Origin of the sequence: Facklamia sp. P13064 (genome assembly GCF_050409425.1) — a bacterium.
GTDB lineage: Bacteria > Bacillota > Bacilli > Lactobacillales > Aerococcaceae > Facklamia.
The window spans coordinates 64,450-82,835 of record NZ_JBNUPM010000007.1 but is presented as its reverse complement, the minus strand read 5'-3'; the positions used below and the strand labels follow the sequence as shown (position 1 = coordinate 82,835).

20 protein-coding genes and 1 riboswitch are annotated in these 18,386 nt (G+C 37.0%); of the genes, 9 read left to right on the top strand and 11 right to left on the bottom strand.

The window, feature by feature from the left end; genetic code table 11:
• The first annotated feature begins 83 nt into the window (after positions 1-83).
• The 5 genes from ACQV2S_RS04465 (at position 84) to ACQV2S_RS04445 (ending at position 6,463) form a co-directional block, all read left to right on the top strand.
• Positions 84-1,718: a peptide ABC transporter substrate-binding protein gene (locus ACQV2S_RS04465; RefSeq protein ID WP_428873094.1), complete on the top strand. Its 1,635-nt coding sequence runs from the start codon at positions 84-86 to the stop codon at positions 1,716-1,718.
• Between the two features lie 770 nt (positions 1,719-2,488).
• On the top strand, positions 2,489-3,430 hold the full coding sequence (locus ACQV2S_RS04460; protein ID WP_428873093.1) for an ABC transporter permease: 942 nt from the start codon (positions 2,489-2,491) through the stop codon (positions 3,428-3,430).
• Positions 3,431-4,501 (top strand): oligopeptide ABC transporter permease, encoded by a 1,071-nt coding sequence (gene opp3C / locus ACQV2S_RS04455; RefSeq protein WP_428873092.1) that lies wholly within the window; start codon positions 3,431-3,433, stop codon positions 4,499-4,501.
• A gap of 8 nt (positions 4,502-4,509) precedes the next feature.
• Positions 4,510-5,580: an ABC transporter ATP-binding protein gene (locus tag ACQV2S_RS04450; RefSeq protein ID WP_428873091.1), complete on the top strand. Its 1,071-nt coding sequence runs from the start codon at positions 4,510-4,512 to the stop codon at positions 5,578-5,580.
• Entirely contained in the window at positions 5,570-6,463 is an 894-nt protein-coding gene (locus tag ACQV2S_RS04445) for an ABC transporter ATP-binding protein (protein WP_428873162.1), read from the top strand. Before ACQV2S_RS04450 ends, ACQV2S_RS04445 begins: the two co-directional genes overlap by 11 nt.
• 58 nt (positions 6,464-6,521) lie before the next feature.
• On the opposite strand, the gene ACQV2S_RS04440 is transcribed toward ACQV2S_RS04445, so the two are convergent.
• The 6 genes from ACQV2S_RS04440 to ACQV2S_RS04415 all read right to left on the bottom strand — a co-directional run bounded on the left by ACQV2S_RS04440 (position 6,522) and on the right by ACQV2S_RS04415 (position 11,217).
• Positions 6,522-6,722 carry a glycerate kinase gene (locus tag ACQV2S_RS04440; protein WP_428873090.1) on the bottom strand — a complete coding sequence of 67 codons (201 nt, stop codon included), beginning with the start codon at positions 6,720-6,722 and terminating at the stop codon, positions 6,522-6,524.
• Entirely contained in the window at positions 6,713-7,645 is a 933-nt protein-coding gene (locus ACQV2S_RS04435; protein ID WP_428885079.1) for a glycerate kinase, read from the bottom strand. The genes ACQV2S_RS04440 and ACQV2S_RS04435 overlap by 10 nt, the downstream gene beginning before the upstream one ends.
• Before the next feature lie 8 nt (positions 7,646-7,653).
• A complete protein-coding gene (locus ACQV2S_RS04430) occupies positions 7,654-8,925 on the bottom strand; it encodes a GntP family permease (RefSeq protein WP_428873088.1) in 1,272 nt (423 codons plus the stop codon).
• Positions 8,926-9,055: 130 nt separating this feature from the next.
• A complete protein-coding gene (locus tag ACQV2S_RS04425) occupies positions 9,056-10,375 on the bottom strand; it encodes a DUF4767 domain-containing protein (protein WP_428873087.1) in 1,320 nt (439 codons plus the stop codon).
• Between the two features lie 47 nt (positions 10,376-10,422).
• On the bottom strand, positions 10,423-10,833 hold the full coding sequence (locus tag ACQV2S_RS04420; protein WP_428873086.1) for an OsmC family protein: 411 nt from the start codon (positions 10,831-10,833) through the stop codon (positions 10,423-10,425).
• Between the two features lie 117 nt (positions 10,834-10,950).
• Positions 10,951-11,217, bottom strand: a complete 267-nt coding sequence (locus tag ACQV2S_RS04415; protein WP_428873085.1) for a metal-sensitive transcriptional regulator — start codon at positions 11,215-11,217, stop codon at positions 10,951-10,953.
• A 167-nt stretch (positions 11,218-11,384) separates the two neighbouring features.
• On the opposite strand from ACQV2S_RS04415, the gene ACQV2S_RS04410 reads away from it, so the two are divergent.
• Entirely contained in the window at positions 11,385-11,687 is a 303-nt protein-coding gene (locus ACQV2S_RS04410; RefSeq protein WP_428885078.1) for a rhodanese-like domain-containing protein, read from the top strand.
• Positions 11,688-12,038: 351 nt separating this feature from the next.
• Positions 12,039-12,194: a transposase gene (locus ACQV2S_RS04405; RefSeq protein ID WP_428885083.1), complete on the top strand. Its 156-nt coding sequence runs from the start codon at positions 12,039-12,041 to the stop codon at positions 12,192-12,194.
• A 109-nt stretch (positions 12,195-12,303) separates the two neighbouring features.
• Here the strand turns inward: ACQV2S_RS04405 and ACQV2S_RS04400 are convergent, their stop codons facing one another.
• The gene (locus ACQV2S_RS04400) at positions 12,304-13,497 is read right to left on the bottom strand and encodes a cation:proton antiporter (protein WP_428873083.1); all 1,194 of its coding nucleotides are present in this window, start codon (positions 13,495-13,497) and stop codon (positions 12,304-12,306) included.
• Between the two features lie 43 nt (positions 13,498-13,540).
• Positions 13,541-13,623: riboswitch (Fluoride riboswitch) on the bottom strand.
• A gap of 387 nt (positions 13,624-14,010) precedes the next feature.
• On the opposite strand from ACQV2S_RS04400, the gene ACQV2S_RS04395 reads away from it, so the two are divergent.
• Both ACQV2S_RS04395 and ACQV2S_RS04390 read left to right on the top strand, forming a co-directional pair.
• Complete coding sequence (locus ACQV2S_RS04395; RefSeq protein ID WP_428873082.1) at positions 14,011-14,664, top strand: YitT family protein; 654 nt, start codon at positions 14,011-14,013, stop codon at positions 14,662-14,664.
• 12 nt (positions 14,665-14,676) lie between these two features.
• On the top strand, positions 14,677-15,381 hold the full coding sequence (locus tag ACQV2S_RS04390; RefSeq protein WP_428885077.1) for a YaaA family protein: 705 nt from the start codon (positions 14,677-14,679) through the stop codon (positions 15,379-15,381).
• Positions 15,382-15,552: 171 nt separating this feature from the next.
• On the opposite strand, the gene ACQV2S_RS04385 is transcribed toward ACQV2S_RS04390, so the two are convergent.
• The 4 genes from ACQV2S_RS04385 to ACQV2S_RS04370 form a co-directional block, all read right to left on the bottom strand.
• A complete protein-coding gene (locus tag ACQV2S_RS04385; protein WP_090289833.1) occupies positions 15,553-15,774 on the bottom strand; it encodes a helix-turn-helix transcriptional regulator in 222 nt (73 codons plus the stop codon).
• The gene (locus tag ACQV2S_RS04380; protein ID WP_428873080.1) at positions 15,767-16,081 is read right to left on the bottom strand and encodes a DUF6442 family protein; all 315 of its coding nucleotides are present in this window, start codon (positions 16,079-16,081) and stop codon (positions 15,767-15,769) included. Before ACQV2S_RS04380 ends, ACQV2S_RS04385 begins: the two co-directional genes overlap by 8 nt.
• A gap of 301 nt (positions 16,082-16,382) precedes the next feature.
• Positions 16,383-17,402: an ABC transporter ATP-binding protein gene (locus tag ACQV2S_RS04375; RefSeq protein ID WP_428873079.1), complete on the bottom strand. Its 1,020-nt coding sequence runs from the start codon at positions 17,400-17,402 to the stop codon at positions 16,383-16,385.
• On the bottom strand, positions 17,395-18,378 hold the full coding sequence (locus ACQV2S_RS04370; protein ID WP_428873078.1) for an ABC transporter ATP-binding protein: 984 nt from the start codon (positions 18,376-18,378) through the stop codon (positions 17,395-17,397). Before ACQV2S_RS04370 ends, ACQV2S_RS04375 begins: the two co-directional genes overlap by 8 nt.
• Between the last annotated feature and the right edge of the window lie 8 nt (positions 18,379-18,386).

The window sequence follows — 18,386 nt, the reverse complement described above, 5'->3', positions numbered from 1 at the left end:
CTTTTAATCGACCCCCCAATCTTATTTTGTGAGTTTTTCACTTATCTATGTTATATTAAAGAAAAATTAAAAAGGAGCGGCTTATGAAAAATAAACTATTCAAATTTATAACGATTTCTATCGCAGTTACTGGTCTTCTCATAGGAAATCTTGCGCCGATATCAGCTCAAGAAATAGATCCCAATGTCGAACAAAAATTATCTATTATGTCGATTGGAGAACTAGCAACTCTAGACGCTATGCTTTATAATGATACCCCATCTTCAGATATGATCGGACAAATTTTTGAAGGACTTTACCGTGTTTCAACTGGTAGTGAAGTCGAATTGGGGCAAGCTGAAAATGTCGATATCTCTGAAGACGGTTTAACCTATACTTTCACCTTAAGAGATGGTTTAACTTGGTCTAATGGTGACCCTGTTACAGCTAACGATTATGTCTTTACTTATCAAAGATTAGTCGATCCGAATAACGCCAATACCTCTTCTTCTGTTGAAGTGTTTAAAAACGCTAGCAAAGTTCGTAATGGTGAAGCTGAACTTTCTGATTTAGGAGTGACTGCTCCTGATGAGAAAACTTTGGTAATTGAGTTAGAATATCCAGCTCCATATCTACCAAAATTACTCACAGGTTCTCGTTTTATGCCAGTTAACCAAAAGGTTGTTGAAGAAAAAGGTCAAGCTTATGGAACAAGCGCAGACAGTATTGCTATGAATGGTCCTTTCCTCATTGAAGGATGGGAAGGAACCAGTTTAGAATGGAAATTGATTAAAAACCCAAATTACTGGGATGCTGAAAAGGTCTTTTTAGAAGAAGTCCTAGTGTCTGTTGTTAAGGAAACAGGAACCGGAGCTGACTTATTTGACGCCGGCGAACTAGACTATACTATCTTGAATGATCAATTTGTAGGACAATACAATGGCGCTGATTTCTTCAACCAGATTCCTAAAGCAACTGTCGGACACCTACAGTTCAATGCCACCAAAGAACCAACCAATAATATTGCTTTGCGTAGGGCCATTATTCAAGCGATTGATAAAGACACTTATACCCAGTCAGTCATTCAAGATGGGTCAACTTCTTTAAACGGTTTCGTTCCTTCAGGATTTGATGTAAATGATGAAGGCGTGGATTACCGTGAAGAAGCGGGTGAAATGCTTACATTCGATATTGAGGCAGCTCAAAAAGATTGGGAAACAGCTCAAAAAGAATTAGGACAAGATAATATTGAGTTACAATTACTAATTTCTGACTCAGATTTAGCTAGTCGTACAGCTGAGTATATTCAAGCTCAATTAATGCAAAATCTTCCCGGATTAACGATTACAATTCGTTCTGTCCCTCTACAAAATCGTTTAGAATTACAAAGATCACTTGATTTCGATATCTTCTATGGAACTTGGGCTCCAGACTATCAAGATGCGATCAACTTTGTAGAACAAATGGAATCAGACGGAGGCATCAACTTTGGTCAATACTCCAATGAGAAAGTGGATCAATTAATTGATCAAGCCAGAAACGAGTTTGCCAATGACCCAGAAAAACGTCGACAAGCTCTTATTGAAGCAGAAAAGATTGCCGTCGCTGATGAAGCTTCTCAGTCTTCATTCTATCAAGCATCTACTACCTACTTATTGGATACTAGCGTAAAAGGCTTCGAAGTTTTACCATTTGGTCGAACAATCAATTTAAGAACTGCTTATCGAACTGCAGAGTAAATCTATAATAAATGAAACTCTAAACTTTCTTTATTAAAATAATTAGGCTACCTAGCAGTGGAAGATCCACTACCAGGTAGCCTAATTTTCGGTATTTATCATCCTTTCAATAGATACCAACCTGCTCAACTTCCGTTAGGAATCTCTTTTTTAAGAATAGCTAATATTATCTAACATACCATGTGATTGAATCACAAGCATCTCTCTTGGCTCAAGTTTTACCACAAATAATGCCTGCTTCCCTTCAGTTTCAGCTTTAGGATATTCTCCTTCTTGCTAAAGTATTACGTTCAAAGTCGTCAAAGGTCACTAACTTATCCGATTGTTTAATAGCTTCTACTCAACGAATTCTAGCTATCGGATATCTGTTCTATCTAAATCTTTGAGACAAATCGCTTTCTTAATATCACCCATGTGTCACTCCCTTAAAATTAATCATTCTTTAATTATTTATGGTTCGAATAACAAATTTATTTAGTTTAAAAGCTTTAATTATTATTGGACTTTATCCATTTATCAAGTATTATACAAGCTAGATCATTAAACAGCCATGTAGTATTATTAGCTAGAACTATTAATAGTCTGCCAATATTCTACTAAAGCTTTAAATTTTAATGGCTTTCCATTATAAATTTTTGACTCTATCAGCTCATGAAGTGGATAATTCTTACTTAATTGTATTAAAATAAAAGATAATATAAGCAATAATGGCATGATTGACACAAAAGGGTTTATACTGTTTAACTTTAAAATACGAAAGGTGGATAACCATGAATTCCTACACAAAATTTATAATCCGGCGTGTTTTTTATATGTTAATTACGCTTTGGATTATTATTTCCGTTACCTTTTTCCTCTTACAGTTCTTACCTGGTTCCCCTTTTGCCAATCAAGATCTTTTAACCGAGACCCAACTTCAACTTTTAAATGAAAAATATGGTCTCAACCAACCTTTACTTGTTCGCTATTTTTCCTACTTAGCAAATATATTAAAAGGGGATTTAGGGGTGTCCTTTCAATATAATAACTTACCTGTTACTAAAATTATTTTAGATCGAGCCGGCCCCTCTATGATTTTAGGAGCTCAAGCCATGGGTTTTGGTGTGGTAATTGGAACTATCTTAGGAATGATTGCAGCTGTTAAACAAAACACTTGGATCGATACCTTCACCTCCGTTTTTGCTATTGGCGGAAGATCTGTTCCCAACTTTGTTTATGCTGTGGTCCTTCAATTTCTGTTTGCTGTTTGGCTAGATTGGCTACCAATTGCTTTCTGGCGTGACGGCTATGCCTCAACTATTCTTCCAAGTCTTGCTTTAGCCATTTCACCTATGGCAGAGTCTGCGCGTTTCGTTCGAACTGAGATGATTGAAGTGCTTCACTCTGACTATATTGAATTAGCAACCGCTAAAGGCTTTTCAAAATTTTATATAGTTACTAAGCATGCGCTGCGTAATGCGATCATACCTCTATTAACAATAGTAGGACCCATGACAGCAGCTGCCATGACCGGCTCACTGGTAATTGAACAAATTTTTTCAATTCCTGGAATTGGTGAGCAGTTTACCAAGTCAATTTTAGTGAATGACTACCCAACCATTATGGGAATTACAATTATGTATTCTGTCTTATTAGTTGTTATTATTTTAATCGTCGATATTCTATACGGCTTTATAGATCCTAGAATGCGACAAGTTGAAGGAGGTGGCTAGATGCCAATCGAAAATTCTTTAAATACGGCGAATAATGCTTCAACAAAACACACAGCGGATATAGATCCAAAGCTCTTTCAACCGAAAATTTCTATCCAAAGTGAAGACAACGAAAAAATTGAAGCCCCTTCACTGAACTTTCTACAAGATTCATGGCGGAGATTAAAAAAGAATAAAGGTGCTATGATTTCACTCTTTTTCGTTATTTTAATTCTACTTCTTGCTATTTTAGCCCCATGGATTGCACCCGCTTCACCGTTCCAACAAAATCCAGCTCAAGCAAACCTCCCTCCTAAAATACCAGGTTTAGAAGATTTTTCATGGTTTAGTGGTAAAAGTGTCAACCGAGGTGGTGCTTTGACTGATGCCTATCAAAATGCCAATGTGGCTGAGGGAACCTACTACTATCTTGGAACAGATGGTTTAGGTCGTGACCTCCTCTCACGTATTTTATATGGAACTCGAATTTCACTTTTAGTCGCATTTATTGCTGTTCTAATCAATGTCATTATCGGTGTAACCTATGGCATGATATCTGGTTGGCTAGGCGGTAAGGTAGATACACTGATGCAAAGAATACTGGAAATTATTTCAGGTGTTCCCAATTTAGTAATCGTTGTTCTGATGCTTTTAGTATTGCAGCCCGGTTTACTATCTATTATTATTACGATTGCTCTCACCTCTTGGATATCAATGTCCCGGGTGGTAAGAGCGCAAACACTTCGTTTAAAACAACAAGAATATGTCTTAGCTGCTAAGGTATTAGGCCAATCGACTGGCAAGATTCTATTAAAACATATCCTTCCCAATATGTTAGGAATTATTATTGTCCAAATGATGTTTGCTATACCATCTGCCATCTTCTTTGAAGCTTTTTTAAGTTTCATCGGGATTGGAATCCCTGCACCCAACGCTTCCTTAGGAACTTTATTGAGTGAAGGTTACAAGACTTTTCGCTTTTTACCCCATTTAATGTGGTATCCAGCAGCTGTTATCTCATTAATCATGTTGTCCTTTAACTTATTAGCAGATGGACTGCGTGATGCTTTTGATCCCAAAATGAAAGAGTAGGTGACTTCATGAATAAGGCTATCATTCAAATTAAAGACTTAAATATTTCCTTCAAAACCTTTGCTGGCCAATTAAAAGCTATTCGTGGAATCAACTTATCCTTGTATGCCGGTGAAACATTAGCAATTGTTGGCGAATCAGGCTCAGGTAAATCAGTAACCACACGTGCATTGATGGGGCTTCTAGCTAAAAATGCGACCATTGAAGCAGGCGAAGTGATATTTGAAAAACGAGACCTTTTAAAATTATCTAAAAAAGAAATGGAAGCTATACGTGGTAGCAAAATTGCCATGATTTTTCAAGATCCAATGACCGCCCTCAATCCTACCCTAACCATCGGAAGACAAATTACTGAAGTTTTAATTCGTAAACGCGGTTTTAATCACTCACAAGCGCGTAAAGAAGCCATTAACCTTTTGGATTTATGTGGAATTGTTCAATCAGAGAAAAGAATTAATCAGTATCCACATCAATTTTCAGGTGGTCAAAGACAGAGGATTGTGATAGCGATTGCTTTAGCGGGAGATCCTGAAGTGCTTATTGCCGATGAGCCCACAACTGCTTTAGATGTAACCATTCAAGCACAAATCATTGAATTACTTAAAAAAATTCAACAAGAAAAGAATATGACCATTATCTTTATCACTCATGATTTGGGTGTGGTTGCCAATGTAGCAGACCGAATTGCCGTTATGTATGCGGGTAAAATCGTTGAAATAGGGACAGTGGATGATATTTACTACCATCCTCAACATCCCTATACCTGGGGACTTTTGACAGCTATGCCAACCATTTCCAAACAAGATCAATTATATGCTATCCCCGGTAGCCCACCTGACCTTTTAAATCCTCCTAAAGGAGATGCTTTCGCCTATCGGTCAGAATATGCTTTGGCTATCGATTTTGAGGAGGAACCGCCCATGTTTGAAGTCAATCCTGGACATTATGCAGCCACTTGGTTACTCCACCCAATGGCTCCAAAAATGACCCCGCCAACTGCTATCTTAGAAAGATATCAACGTTGTCGAGAAAAGCAGTCACAGACCGATAAGAGTGGAATGGAGGAGCATTATGAATAAGCATGCACCTATTCTACAAGTTAAGCACTTGAAACAATACTACCACCAAGGAACTGATAAGGAAGTCAAAGCGGTAGACGATGTTTCCTTTGAAATCTTTCCTGGAGAAACTTTTGGGTTAGTTGGAGAATCAGGTTCTGGTAAATCAACGATTGGCAAAGCAATTGTTAACCTCTATCAACCGACCAGTGGTGAAATTATCTTTCAAGACAAAGCTTTATCGAGTAGCTACAACAAAAAGGAACGTTTGAAATTCCATAAAGAAATTCAGATGATTTTCCAAGACCCTTATGCTTCTTTAAATCCTCGTATGAAGGTTCGTGATATTATTGCTGAAGGCATTGATATTCATGGACTCGCACAATCAAAAGAGGAAAGAGACGAAAAAGTCAATCGACTCTTAGAAGATGTAGGGCTCAATATTGATCACGCTGGTCGCTATCCTCATGAATTTTCTGGCGGTCAACGTCAACGTATTGGGATAGCACGAGCTTTAGCAGTTGAACCAAAATTCATTGTCGCCGATGAACCGATATCAGCTTTAGATGTTTCCATTCAAGCTCAAGTGGTCAATTTATTACAAGAACTAAAAGAATCAAGAGGACTAACCTATCTCTTTATTGCCCATGATTTATCCATGGTTAAATATGTCAGTGATCGCATTGCCATTATGAACCGTGGTCGGATTTTAGAGTTAGCCGAAGCTGAGGAATTGTATACAAACCCTTTACATGCCTATACCCAGTCCTTACTCTCAGCAATTCCTTTACCAGATCCTGATTACGAACGTCAACGTCAACGTATTCATTATCAGGTTGATCCAGAAAAGTTGGCTGAAGAGATCCTTAAAGAAGTCAAACCTAATCACTGGCTTGCTCAATAAACTAAACAAAAATCACCATTGAATAAGTTTATTCAATGGTGATTTTACTTTTAACTCTTTAATAGTTGACAAACAGCTTGGCTACTGCTGTTAAATTTTCCTCTGTATGAGTTAGTAGGTCTTGCAAGGAGCTTGGCCCAGGCGTAATACTCAAAATCGCATCAAAGCCTAACTGATATAAGATTTCAATATCATTTCTGACAGAACCACATAATGCGATCACTTTCGACCGGAAAGCTACTTGTTTAGCTAATTGCATGACTCCAAAAGGGGGTTACCGTATTGCGTTTGAAAGTCAATCTGACCCTCTCCTGTAAAACAAATATCGACATCTTGTAAAGCTGTCTTCAAATTGACTGTTTCTATAACAATATCGATGCCTCTTTTATGTTTTGCAGAAGTAAATGCTAATAATCCTGCCCCTAACCCACCAGCAGCCCCAGAACCAGCAATATGAGCCACTTCACGATTCAAGTCACGATAAATAAGGCGTGAGAAATGTTCAAGATTCGCATCAAGCTTTTCAATCATTTCTGGACTTGCCCCTTTTTGCGGACCGACTACAGCCGAAGCTCCTTGCGGACCACACAGCGGATTATTGGCATCACAGGCAACCTTGAAGATAGCATGCTCTAGACCAGGATGAATAGTCTGACAATCAATCCTATCCAAATGCGATAAGCCTTGGTTGCCGAAAGGAATCTCTTGGCCTTCTATGTCTAATAAACGATAGCCTAAGGCTTGAGCCATACCGGCTCCCCCGTCATTCGTAGCAGACCCTCCAATCCCTAAAATAAATGAGCGAACTCCTCGATCTAGACATGCCTTAATGACTTGACCTGTTCCATAGGTTGATGTTAATAAAGGATTACGATCTTCTTTTTCAATAAGATGAATGCCTGATGCACTGGCCATTTCAATTACGGCTGTTTTGCCATCTCCTAAAATACCATACCGGGCTTGAATTTTTTCTCCTAAAGGTCCCCGCACTTCGACTGTATAATAAACTCCCTGACTCGCATCAATCAAGGCTTCAGTGGTACCTTCACCTCCATCTGCCATCGGAAGCTGAAGAATTTCTGCTTGAGGAAAGACTTGTTGCACACCTTTTTTTATAGTCTGGCAAGCATGTTTTGCCGAAACCGCTTCTTTAAAAGAATCACAGGCCATCACAATTTTCATTAATTTTACTAACCTCCTAAAACGCCATAGATACTGGTTGAAACAATAGTTAAAACGAAACCTACTAATGATTCATATGGAATTAGTTTTAGACATTCTTTAAAATCGGCTGATACGGATCCTCCTGTCGCGTGGAAGAATGAACCATGAGGTAAATGGTCTAATACTGTCGCCCCTGCGTGTAACATAGCAGCTCCACTGATAGGAGAAACACCTGACGAGAGAATAGTTGGTGAAAAAACAGCTGAGCCAACTGCCGATCCTGAAGTAGTCGAAGCGGTCGCCGCACTCATAAAAATTCCTGCTAAAGGTGCTAAAAGATAGGCAGGTAAACCTAAAGAGTCTAGACTATTAGTAAGGACATCTCCTAAAGTAGAATTGGTAATCACTCCTGCGATTAAACCTGTTCCTAAAAGGATAATAGCCACATTAATCATCTTACTTAAACCATATTGAGTATATTCTTGTAAGTGCTTAACATGTCCCACCATTATCAAGCCAAAAAGACCTCCCAGAGGAAGAGCCAACATAGGATCAATCATTATATTAAACAAGGGGCGTAAAGATAGTAAAACAATCGCTAAAATAGGTCCTGACAAGGCTTTCCATAAATAAGGTAAATTTTCTGCTGTTTGATCGTCTCTTGAAGTTCCTGTTTGTTCAATTTGACTGCCTTTATTAATTAATCGTTTGGCTAGCCAAGCTGTAAACATCACCCCAATCAAGGCTGGAATAAGACCAGCTAACATGACTTGAGTTAAGGAAACACCAAAACCATCGGAAACAGCAATAGAGTTAGGATTTGGTGAAATAATATTACCTGATTTGCCGCCACCAATCATAGCCATCAAAAGTGCAGTCCGTGAATAACCCAATTCTTTACCAATCTCTAAAGCGATAGGCGCAACTGTTATGACAGATATATCAATAAAAACCCCCACAAAAGTTAAAATCATAGTAGCAAGTGCGATCGCTAATAAAGCTTTTTCGCTTCCCAAACCCTTAATAATAGCATGGGCAATGGCAGCTGCCGAACCTGTCTTAATTAAAACACCTGCAAGGATTCCAGCTGCTAGTATCCTTAAGATAGAGGTAATCATGCCTTGCGCACCATTTGTCATGAGACTGATGGTTTCACTTAGATTCGCTCCTCCTAATAATCCTCCGAATAAAGCGCCGATAAATAAAGCATAAAAAACTGGAAACTTTTTAAAGATTAATAAGATAGCCAATAATAGACCTAACAAAGCGCCGATAGCCGTTACTGTTACTACTTCCATTTCCCCACTCCTAATTGATTATTGAATGGCTTCATTATATTGTTTCTTAATATCTTTGCCAATCTTATTAGCCAATCAGTGACTATATAAAAAGACAGCTTCAAAAGAGAAGCTATCTTTTTCTAATGATTTAATAAATGGATTTAAAAAGTTGATAAAGTTCTACATTGGCTGTGTCTTTAAAATGATGAACCGCTAAATTGTCAGGTCCTTCCATGGTAATCAAAACTCTTGGGATTCCTTGATCTTCAACAAATAAATAAAAATGTCGTTCCGCTCTAGGATTATCTTGATCACGAATATCAGTCATTGCCATTAAGACATTGATTTCATCATTAATAAGCTGTTCAGCTTGATAATGAGCCTTTCGTTCCTGACCATCTAAGTGAATTACCATTGACTTTAAAGGAAGATCCCCACCTAAGAAGTCTATAGGCGTCTCTGGAGTGACAAACTCATATTTTTGACCCATTTTTGCTTGCCAGTCTCTGACCGCTGTCATCAATGCTTGTTTTTGCTTTGATGACCCATTTAATGATTGCTCTTTTGCTTCAGTCGATAATGACTGGACTTGATAATTGGGGTAATAATTATTAATCACTCGACCATATACTTGTGACCAATCGTAAGCTACTAAAGGATGTAGCTCAGGACTAGCCAAGTGACCCTCTGTGATTTTACCAGAAGGAATATGGAAATAATAAGGAGTCGTTCCCCCAATATCTTGTACAAATGCTCCGTTGGTGATGGTATACATTTCATATTGTTCACTCGGATACTCTAACTCTTCAGGAATAGTAAACATCTCGTCACCAAAACCAAAACTATAGGCTTCTGGTGCATAGCTAGAAGCTAGACTGATGCGAATTAATTGGTCGAGATGTTGATCATCAAGTGCTAAATATTTCACAATGTTTTTTGCAAAATCAGTCCCCTCTAATAGAAAATAGCCCGGTAGGTTCTGATTGATACCGGCTTGATAAGATTCCATAATCGCACTGACTATGAAAAGACGTAATTGATTCAAAGCTTTTTGATCTGCTGAACTTAATTCAGCTAACAACATCTTTTCTAGACCAAAAGAATGTGAAAATATTTCTCTTAAATTGCCAATATGATTCGCGTCTTCTTCAACACTTTGATATTCAATAAGATTCTCATAATAATCATTGTAAAGCTTTGGAATGATCCAATGATAGGAGGTATCAAAATTAGCCGGCCCCATTTGCTGTAAACTAGCAATAGTATATTGGGGAGCATCTAATGAATAGGATTGTACCGTTTCTTGCCACAGTTCCATTGCTTGTCGAACTTCTTGAATATCTACTGCTTCTTCGGCAAAGACTAAATTCTCACCTTGAGCAAAGTAACTTTGATGAGGAGAATGAACCATCCCCATACCACTGAAGCCAGTCACCATCATCAGGCCAAGTCGTAAAATTTTCTTCATTGCTAACACCCTTTCCCTTATTTTTTATTCATAACGATTGAACACTTTTAGTTGATAACAACTTGGTAAGTAGCATTAGCTTTCATTAACTTATGCATGGGACAGCGTTCAAGAGCAACTTCTACGATAGAATCAGCTAAATCTGCTTGAACATGGGGCATAGAGATTTGAACTTTAACCACAAATTGATAGCCGGGATTATCTTGGTGTAGTTCGACCAAGACAGATACTTGAGTCTGGTGTTTAATCCCTCGACGAATTTCTTCTGCTTCTATGGTGGCATTTAGACAAGTTGCTATGGCCATTCCCAGAAGCTGCTCCGGATTACTACCTTCTATTTCACTTAATGGACTGGAAACCTTAACTTCAAAACCTGCTGGATCTTCAACAAAGGTTTTGCCTTGAATACCGTCTCGATTAACTACTTTAGTTTGATAAAGCGTTTTTCCTTCCATCATTTGCAAAAAACCTCCTGTACTCTTTCTGATACTATTGTATAAGCTTTTTTTAGAATATGCTATCTATGTCTCACTAAAAACTAAATCTTTCGCTTTCATTACTTGATAGCTCACACTCTATTTTTTTATAATCATCGAAATAGCTTGCTCTAGTCGTTGATTCTGCTTTTCTGAATCTTTATCACCAGTAGTTAAACATTCTTTTAAATTTTCAACCATGATTATGCCCATAATACGATCCACACTCGAACGAATAGCAGTTAGTTGGGTTACTATATCCATACAGTCTCTGTCCTCTTCTAACATCTTTTGGACCCCTCTTAATTGACCTTCTGCTCGTTTTAAACGATTAAGTAGGTTTTTCTTATTATTATCTTTATGCATGATAAACTCCTCTTATGTATTTGTTCTTAAATTTTAAAACTTGACAAATCTTTTGCATTGATGTTTAATATACCCTACCGGGTATGTTAAGTATATAATTTATTGGCTTAAACTACCACTTATTTATAAAAAATCACTTTTATATGTCAAACAGAAAGGAAGATACCATGTTCCCAACGATTTCCATTGAAGAACTTTATCAAAAATCTCAGGAAAAATCGCTTAATATTATTGATGTTCGAGGTGAAGCTGAATTCCAAGAAGGACATATCCCTGGATCTAAAAACATCCCCTTGAATCAGCTCCCAAATGAATATACATCTCTTAATCAAGATAAAGAATACTATTTAGTATGCCACTCGGGTGGACGTTCTAAAAGGGCTAGCCAATTCTTATCTAAAATGGATTATCAAGTGACTAATGTTGCACCTGGAGCACCTTCTTGGCCTGGTGAACTAACCACCGACTAAGCAGAAATTATTAAATTATAAAAGCCATCAGATCTAATAAGGCACGGACCCCGAATAGTGAGACAAACATAAAAACACCTCCGTTAAATTCGTATGAAATGAATTTAATGGAGGTGTTTGATTAGGGTTAATCACCTAGCTTATTCTGCAAAAACAAAATGGAAATGTATTGAATTGAAACGTCATCAAGCAGCGATGGATGTCCTAAAAAAACACAAAGAGTTGAAGAGGAGTGGGTACCAAAAGTGGTCGTCGAAACAGTTGAAAGTTTAAAAGCGCATGATTCGGTGAGTTTAATCCTCTCCTGCTTAGGGATCCGCTCGATCTACTTATTATCGTTGGAAAGTTCGTATAAATGCTAACCTAGAAAATGAAGGGAAAATTAAAATTGGACAATTATGTAAGAAACAGCCTTTCACCTATGGTTACCGTAAAATCACCCATTTAATCAACTTAGAAACAGAAAAAACTGTTAATCATAAGCGAGTTCAACAAATATTAGGATAGGTGTCACCGGTTCAATACCGACAACAAGCAGCCTAACAGAGGTATTTTTTATTCTGTCCCATTTATGGGGTACAGTGCCACAACAGATCATGATGGCTTTTTGTGCTAATTATTTGACTGAAGTATCCTCATGTTCTAACCAAAGCGGCGCAAAATAATCAATAAAGATAGCGCCTAATGGAGCTGTTATTAAAATAGATACAGTGGCGGCTATTAAAATTAAAGAACCACTAGCAATACCAGCCATTAATGGGAGTCCACCGAGGGAAGCTTGAACCGTAGCTTTTGGTAAATAAGCTCCCATAATAAAATAACGCTCTTTCTTTGCAAATGGTGTCTTTAAAATGGATAAAGCAACCCCCAACATACGGAAAATAAGACCTATTACAATAATGATTACTATCGGCCAGCCCGCTTCTAAGGCTAAACTCGGATTGACAATCACTCCTAGGAAGACAAAGAGGAAAATTTCAGCAAACTGCCAAATTTTTTGATACGAGGCTGTTAAAGTGACAGCCCTTTGCGGCGCTTTCTTTTGCACAATTAGGAAAATCACTAAAACAGCAAGCACACCTGAATAAGGCAGGATGTCAGTTAATAAGCTCTCTAAACCAAGAACTAAAAAAGAAATAGCTAAAGAGACAATTAAAGCTTGTTGCCCTTCCCACTGATAGCGGTTTAAGAAATAACTTAAGCTATGCCCCACTAAAAACCCCAAAAATATTCCTGTGACTACTGAAATAGGTGCAGATAATACCGTTGATGCTGAAACACCTTGACCTTGAGCTAATTGCATAAAGGCTGCAAATAATACAAAAATTAAAATATCATCTGCTGTCCCGCCTGCTAAAATCATTTGAGGAATGGCCTGTTTAGTTCCTAATCCTCGGTCAATTAACCCCACCATTCTCGGTACTAATACCGCAGGTGATACAGCCGCCAGTACACTAGCTAATAAAAATGAATCAACATAAGATATGTTTAAAAGATAAGGTCCAATCAAACCAATAGCTAAAATTTCACAAATTGCAGGTAAAAAACACATTAAAATAGCTGGTCTTCCTACTTTAATTAAATCCGAAAATTTTAAAGTTAGTCCAGCTCTAATCAAAATAATCATCAAAGCAATTTGACGAATTTCTCCCGCCAAATGTGTTAATTCACTAGATAATAAATTGAAAACATTTGGACCTAAACAAATACCTAATACCAAATAGGCTAACAGTTTTGGTAAGTTAATTTTTTCGAATAGTTTTCCAAACAACCACCCCAATATCAAGACAAGCCCTAAACTCCACAACATTGCTTCTCCTCCTTTAAAATACAAAAACTTCTGTATGCCAAAAAAGCATACAGAAGTCATCAGCTAATTAGCGGTTTATCTACCTTGCTGAAGGTAAATAGGAAGTACTTCATTTCCTTTAAATCTTAGTTTACCCTATTCTATTTTGTTAGGCAAGCTAAACTTTTAAGAAAAGCAATAATTTTAAAAGGGTAATTTTATTTGCCAAATTCCTAGTTCGTGCTATAATTTTTATAGTATCGTTTTACGATGGATACTGGTTCGTTCATTTCGATCAGTAGGGTTTATCTGATGCCTATATCGTCGATAAAGAGCCTAGTTGAAACCTGATGTGGGGTCTGCAAAGGCTAAAAAGATTACTAGAAGCTCAGAGTTTTACCAAAAGAAAAATTAGCAAACAAAAAAAGCATCCATACCATCTTAAGATTGCCGTACGAGGTTAGCCTACGACACAAGCAGTCTTTTTTTTGTGTCCTAATGAGACTTCGTGTAATAAAAATTAGGAGTGTAAATATGCTTAAGCGCTTTTTGAGTCGCTTTTTATTAAGTAAAAAAGAAATATTGGTTATTGCATTAGGAGCCTTTATCATGGCTTTTGGCTTGGTGAACATTCATATACCCGCTAAAATTACAGAAGGGGGTGTCATTGGTTTAGTTCTCTTCTGCTATCATTTCTTTGGCTGGGAGCCATCTAAATTAAGTTTTTTAGCAGATATTACTTGCTACCTTATTGGCTTATCCTTATTAGGTAAAGATTTTATTCGCCGTGCCATTCACGCATCCTTTCTATTTGCTGTTTTCTATCGCCTTTGTCTTTGGATGGGACCTGTTCTTCCAAGCCTTTATGATAGGCCTTTATTAGCTGCTATCTTAGGAGGCGTTGCAATCGGCGTAGGATGTGGTTTATGTATCAGTCAAGGTTGTGCCGCAGGGGGCGATGATGCTTTGGCAATGGTTATTTCTGAGAGGGCCTACGTATCAATTACAAAAGCCTATTTGTTAACAGATGGCGTGGTTTTATTACTTTCACTGCTATATATTGCTCCACAACACCTGATCTTTTCTTTTATTACCACTTTAGTTTCATCAACAATTATTGGTCAATTCGAACTACATTTTCCTAGCTTTGAATTACCAAAAGCTTCATCCGTTGCTAAAGCCCAATAAAGGAGTGTGCCTATGACTTTAATTATTTTCTCCCCCAGTAAAGAGATGGATACGATAGTCGGTAATGATTTAATTCCTCAATCAGATCCCGTCCAAGCCATTATTAAAGAGCTTGTCTTAAAAGATACGACTGAGTTAGAAAAACTCTTTAAATGCTCAGCTGAGCTTGCTCAAGATATCTATCATCGTTATCAAGTCATTAATGAAAAAACAGCTCGTCCCGCTTATCAAGTCTATCAAGGTCTAGCCTTTCGGCAAATCGAATGGGATAAAATTGACTTGAACTATGCCATTGACCATCTGAAAATTCTGTCTGCTTTATATGGGCCAATCTCTCCCATTCAACCAATCAATCCCTACCGTTTAGACTTTAATACCTCGCTAAAAATCAAAAATCAAAGCTTAAAAAGCTTGTGGAAACCTCTTTACAATAATGTGTTCGAAGAACAAACCGTCATTAATCTCGCTTCTAATGAGTTTGCTTCTTTACTAGACCCTAAAAAAATGCAACTCATCCAGATTAACTTCTATAAAGATATAGAATTAGGTAAAAAGGCACCTTCAGCCACCAGTAAAAAATTGAGAGGAGCTCTACTCAACTATTTACTACAAACAAAATCTTTAGATTTAAATACCTTTAAAGCATTTAAGGCCTTTGAATATAGCTATGCCAATGGTGATTTCGAAAACAAAGAAATTAACTACTGTCTCAATTAGTAAAATATTCAAAATCTAAAACCCTCTTAAAACAACATGATAAGGTGTTTAAGAGGGTTCTTATTTAAATCAATTTCATTTATCTGCTGGAAACTCTACAGATTTTACCTACATTTTAAACTATATTCTATAAAATCTTAGTTAAGAATAAATTTTGATTAAAATATCGTATTAATTATCTCCAGTAGATAGATAAAAAATTTCTTCAAATTTCTTATCGAGTGCTAAACATAGTAAATAGGCCAATTTTGCAGTTGGGTTATACTGACCTGTTTCTATTGAGGAAATAGTATTTCGAGATACTCCAACCATTTTTGCCAATTCTTCTTGGGTTAGTTTTAATTCTTTTCGTAAACCTTTTAGATTATTCTTTAGTTTTAACTTTTCATCCATAATAAAGATCCTTTAAAAAAAACACTATTGCAACTAATCCCACTGTAAACAATAGGATAAACAAAAATAAATATTTTATTTCTTTCCTTGCAAAGTATTTATATAATTCTCCTACCCCAATTGAAAGACACAGCATGGCAAGAATATCCAAAAAAGGGAGATTCTGCGATTCTTTAATAGCGGAAATAAATGCAGCGATACCAATTAATGCCCTCGAAATCCAAACGCTCGATTTATCATTAACAAAAATCTCTCCCTCATCTTTTTTTTCCTTTTGAGCCAGCTTTAAAAAATCATCTTTTTCCAAGTTTATCTCCCCTTTGCCATGTTTACTTTTCTTAAATTGTATATTTGCAAAGTTAACTTGTCAAGATAAAAATTTATTATCTTCAATAATTACGAAAAAACTATGAATTGATTGGCTCAAACATCTCCTTCGCATAAATCCTCTGACTTAGAAAGCTTTTATGAGAATAAAGCTTTTAACTACGCTTATATGAAAGGTAATTTCCAAAAGAAACAAATCAACTATTGCTTAATGAAATAAAATCATTATAAAAATCCCTTCTAACTACCTATTACAGAGGTGTTTTAGAAGGGATATTAATTTAAATCAATTTCATCTGTTCTTCAGGAAATTCTACCGACTTTGCAAATTTAATATCATTGTATAAGTGACATGCCACAAAGTGACCCGGTTCAACTTCTCTGAGTTCAACTGGAGTTGTCTTACAAATCTCCATACAGTGTTTACATCTACCAGCAAAACGACAACCCTCTGGAGGGTTCACCGGACTTGGTACATCTCCTTCTAAGAAAATCCGCTCTCGTTTAACTCCAACTTTTGGAATCGGAATAGCTGAAAGTAAAGCTCTCGTATAAGGATGTAATGGATTTTCAAAAATCCGATCATAAGTACCTAATTCCACGATCTGACCAAGATACATAACAGCAATCCGGTCAGAAATATGCCGAACAACTGATAAGTCATGTGAAATAAAGAGATAAGTCAGACCAAATTCCTCTTGCAGTTGATCCATCAAGTTTAAGATTTGAGCCTGAATGGAAACATCCAAGGCAGAAACCGGTTCATCTAAAACAAGAAACTTCGGTTGAAGAATAAGTGCCCTAGCAATACCAATTCTTTGACGCCGTCCGCCATCTAATTCATGTGGGAATGAACCTGCTAACCGTCTAGCTAGACCTACCGTCTCCATCATTTTATACACTTTTTGCTCTAATTCAGCCTGGTTTCTTGTCAATTTATTAACACGTAAGGGCTCAGCTATTAAGTCAAAAGTGGACATCCTTGGATTAAGAGAAGAGTAAGGGTCTTGAAAAACTATTTGCATCTCTTGACGCATCAAGCGCATTTCTTTCAAGCCCTTGTATTCCATAATGTTCTTACCTTCAAGGTAAATCTCACCGGCCGTTGGTTCATGTAAACGAATAATGGCACGTCCTGCCGTAGACTTTCCACAACCAGACTCACCCACTAGACCCAAAGTCTCACCTTTTTTAATATCAAAACTAATATTATCAACCGCTTTTAAATCACCGGCTTTAGTGGGGAAATATTTTTTAAGATTACGCACACTAATCAATGCTTCTTGATTATTGTTAGTCAAGGTTTTCTCCCCCTTCCTGGTTATATAAATGACAAGCTACATAGTGACCAGGTTTTACTTCACGATATTCTGGAAATTTATACTTACAAATTTCCATGCAATGTTTACATCTTGGATGGAAGCGACAGCCTGACGGTAAATCCGAAGGGTCCGGTGTTGAGCCAGAAATGACTTTTAATTTATCCACATCTTCATCGGCACTTGGAATGGAATCAAACAAACCTCGCGTATAAGGATGCAGTGGTTCTTCATATAAACTCTCAACAGAAGCATGTTCCACAATCGTACCAGCATAAATAACCGATACATAGTCGCAAATTTCAGCGACTACACCTAAATCGTGAGTGATTAAAATCATTGATGTATCGTATTTATCTTTTAAATCTTTCATTAATTCTAGTACTTGTGCTTGAATGGTTACATCGAGAGCCGTTGTCGGTTCATCGGCAATAATTAATTCCGGATTACATGCAAGAGCCATCGCAATAACCACCCGCTGCTTCATACCACCAGAGAATTGATGTGGATAGTCATTCAATCTTTCTTTACGGATTCCAACTAACTCTAACATTTCTTCTGCTTTTGCAACGGTTTCTTCTTTAGTAAGATCTTGATGGAGTTCGATAACTTCCTTAATTTGATCTCCAACGGTCATTATCGGATTTAATGAAGTCATTGGATCTTGGAAAATCATCGAAATTTTATTGCCTCGGATATTGAACATATCCTTTTCTTTAACATTCATTAAGTCTTGATCTTCAAGTAAGATTTCACCTGAGGTAATCTTACCAGGAGGATCTTGAATTAATTGCATAATAGCTAAAGCCGTTGTTGTTTTTCCTGCACCAGTTTCTCCAACTAACCCCAAGGTCTCTTTCTTACCGATTGACAGATTCAAATTATTAACTGCGTATACAGTTCCTGAATCTGTCTCATATTGTACACTAACATTTCGTAAGTCTAATAATTCCACCATAATCTTTC

Excerpts from the sequence above, each read along its gene's own strand:
- ACQV2S_RS04385 (WP_090289833.1), bottom strand. The coding sequence starts at position 15,774 with ATGGATGAAAAGTTAAAACTAAAGAATAATCTAAAAGGTTTACGAAAA.
- ACQV2S_RS04450 (WP_428873091.1), top strand. The coding sequence starts at position 4,510 with ATGAATAAGGCTATCATTCAAATTAAAGACTTAAATATTTCCTTCAAA.
- ACQV2S_RS04465 (WP_428873094.1), top strand. The coding sequence starts at position 84 with ATGAAAAATAAACTATTCAAATTTATAACGATTTCTATCGCAGTTACT.
- ACQV2S_RS04430 (WP_428873088.1), bottom strand. The coding sequence starts at position 8,925 with ATGGAAGTAGTAACAGTAACGGCTATCGGCGCTTTGTTAGGTCTATTA.
- ACQV2S_RS04410 (WP_428885078.1), top strand. The coding sequence starts at position 11,385 with ATGTTCCCAACGATTTCCATTGAAGAACTTTATCAAAAATCTCAGGAA.
- ACQV2S_RS04425 (WP_428873087.1), bottom strand. The coding sequence starts at position 10,375 with ATGAAGAAAATTTTACGACTTGGCCTGATGATGGTGACTGGCTTCAGT.
- ACQV2S_RS04440 (WP_428873090.1), bottom strand. The coding sequence starts at position 6,722 with ATGCAATTAGCTAAACAAGTAGCTTTCCGGTCGAAAGTGATCGCATTA.
- ACQV2S_RS04435 (WP_428885079.1), bottom strand. The coding sequence starts at position 7,645 with ATGAAAATTGTGATGGCCTGTGATTCTTTTAAAGAAGCGGTTTCGGCA.
- ACQV2S_RS04420 (WP_428873086.1), bottom strand. The coding sequence starts at position 10,833 with ATGATGGAAGGAAAAACGCTTTATCAAACTAAAGTAGTTAATCGAGAC.
- opp3C (WP_428873092.1), top strand. The coding sequence starts at position 3,431 with ATGCCAATCGAAAATTCTTTAAATACGGCGAATAATGCTTCAACAAAA.
- ACQV2S_RS04395 (WP_428873082.1), top strand. The coding sequence starts at position 14,011 with ATGCTTAAGCGCTTTTTGAGTCGCTTTTTATTAAGTAAAAAAGAAATA.
- ACQV2S_RS04415 (WP_428873085.1), bottom strand. The coding sequence starts at position 11,217 with ATGCATAAAGATAATAATAAGAAAAACCTACTTAATCGTTTAAAACGA.
- ACQV2S_RS04370 (WP_428873078.1), bottom strand. The coding sequence starts at position 18,378 with ATGGTGGAATTATTAGACTTACGAAATGTTAGTGTACAATATGAGACA.
- ACQV2S_RS04390 (WP_428885077.1), top strand. The coding sequence starts at position 14,677 with ATGACTTTAATTATTTTCTCCCCCAGTAAAGAGATGGATACGATAGTC.
- ACQV2S_RS04460 (WP_428873093.1), top strand. The coding sequence starts at position 2,489 with ATGAATTCCTACACAAAATTTATAATCCGGCGTGTTTTTTATATGTTA.
- ACQV2S_RS04400 (WP_428873083.1), bottom strand. The coding sequence starts at position 13,497 with ATGTTGTGGAGTTTAGGGCTTGTCTTGATATTGGGGTGGTTGTTTGGA.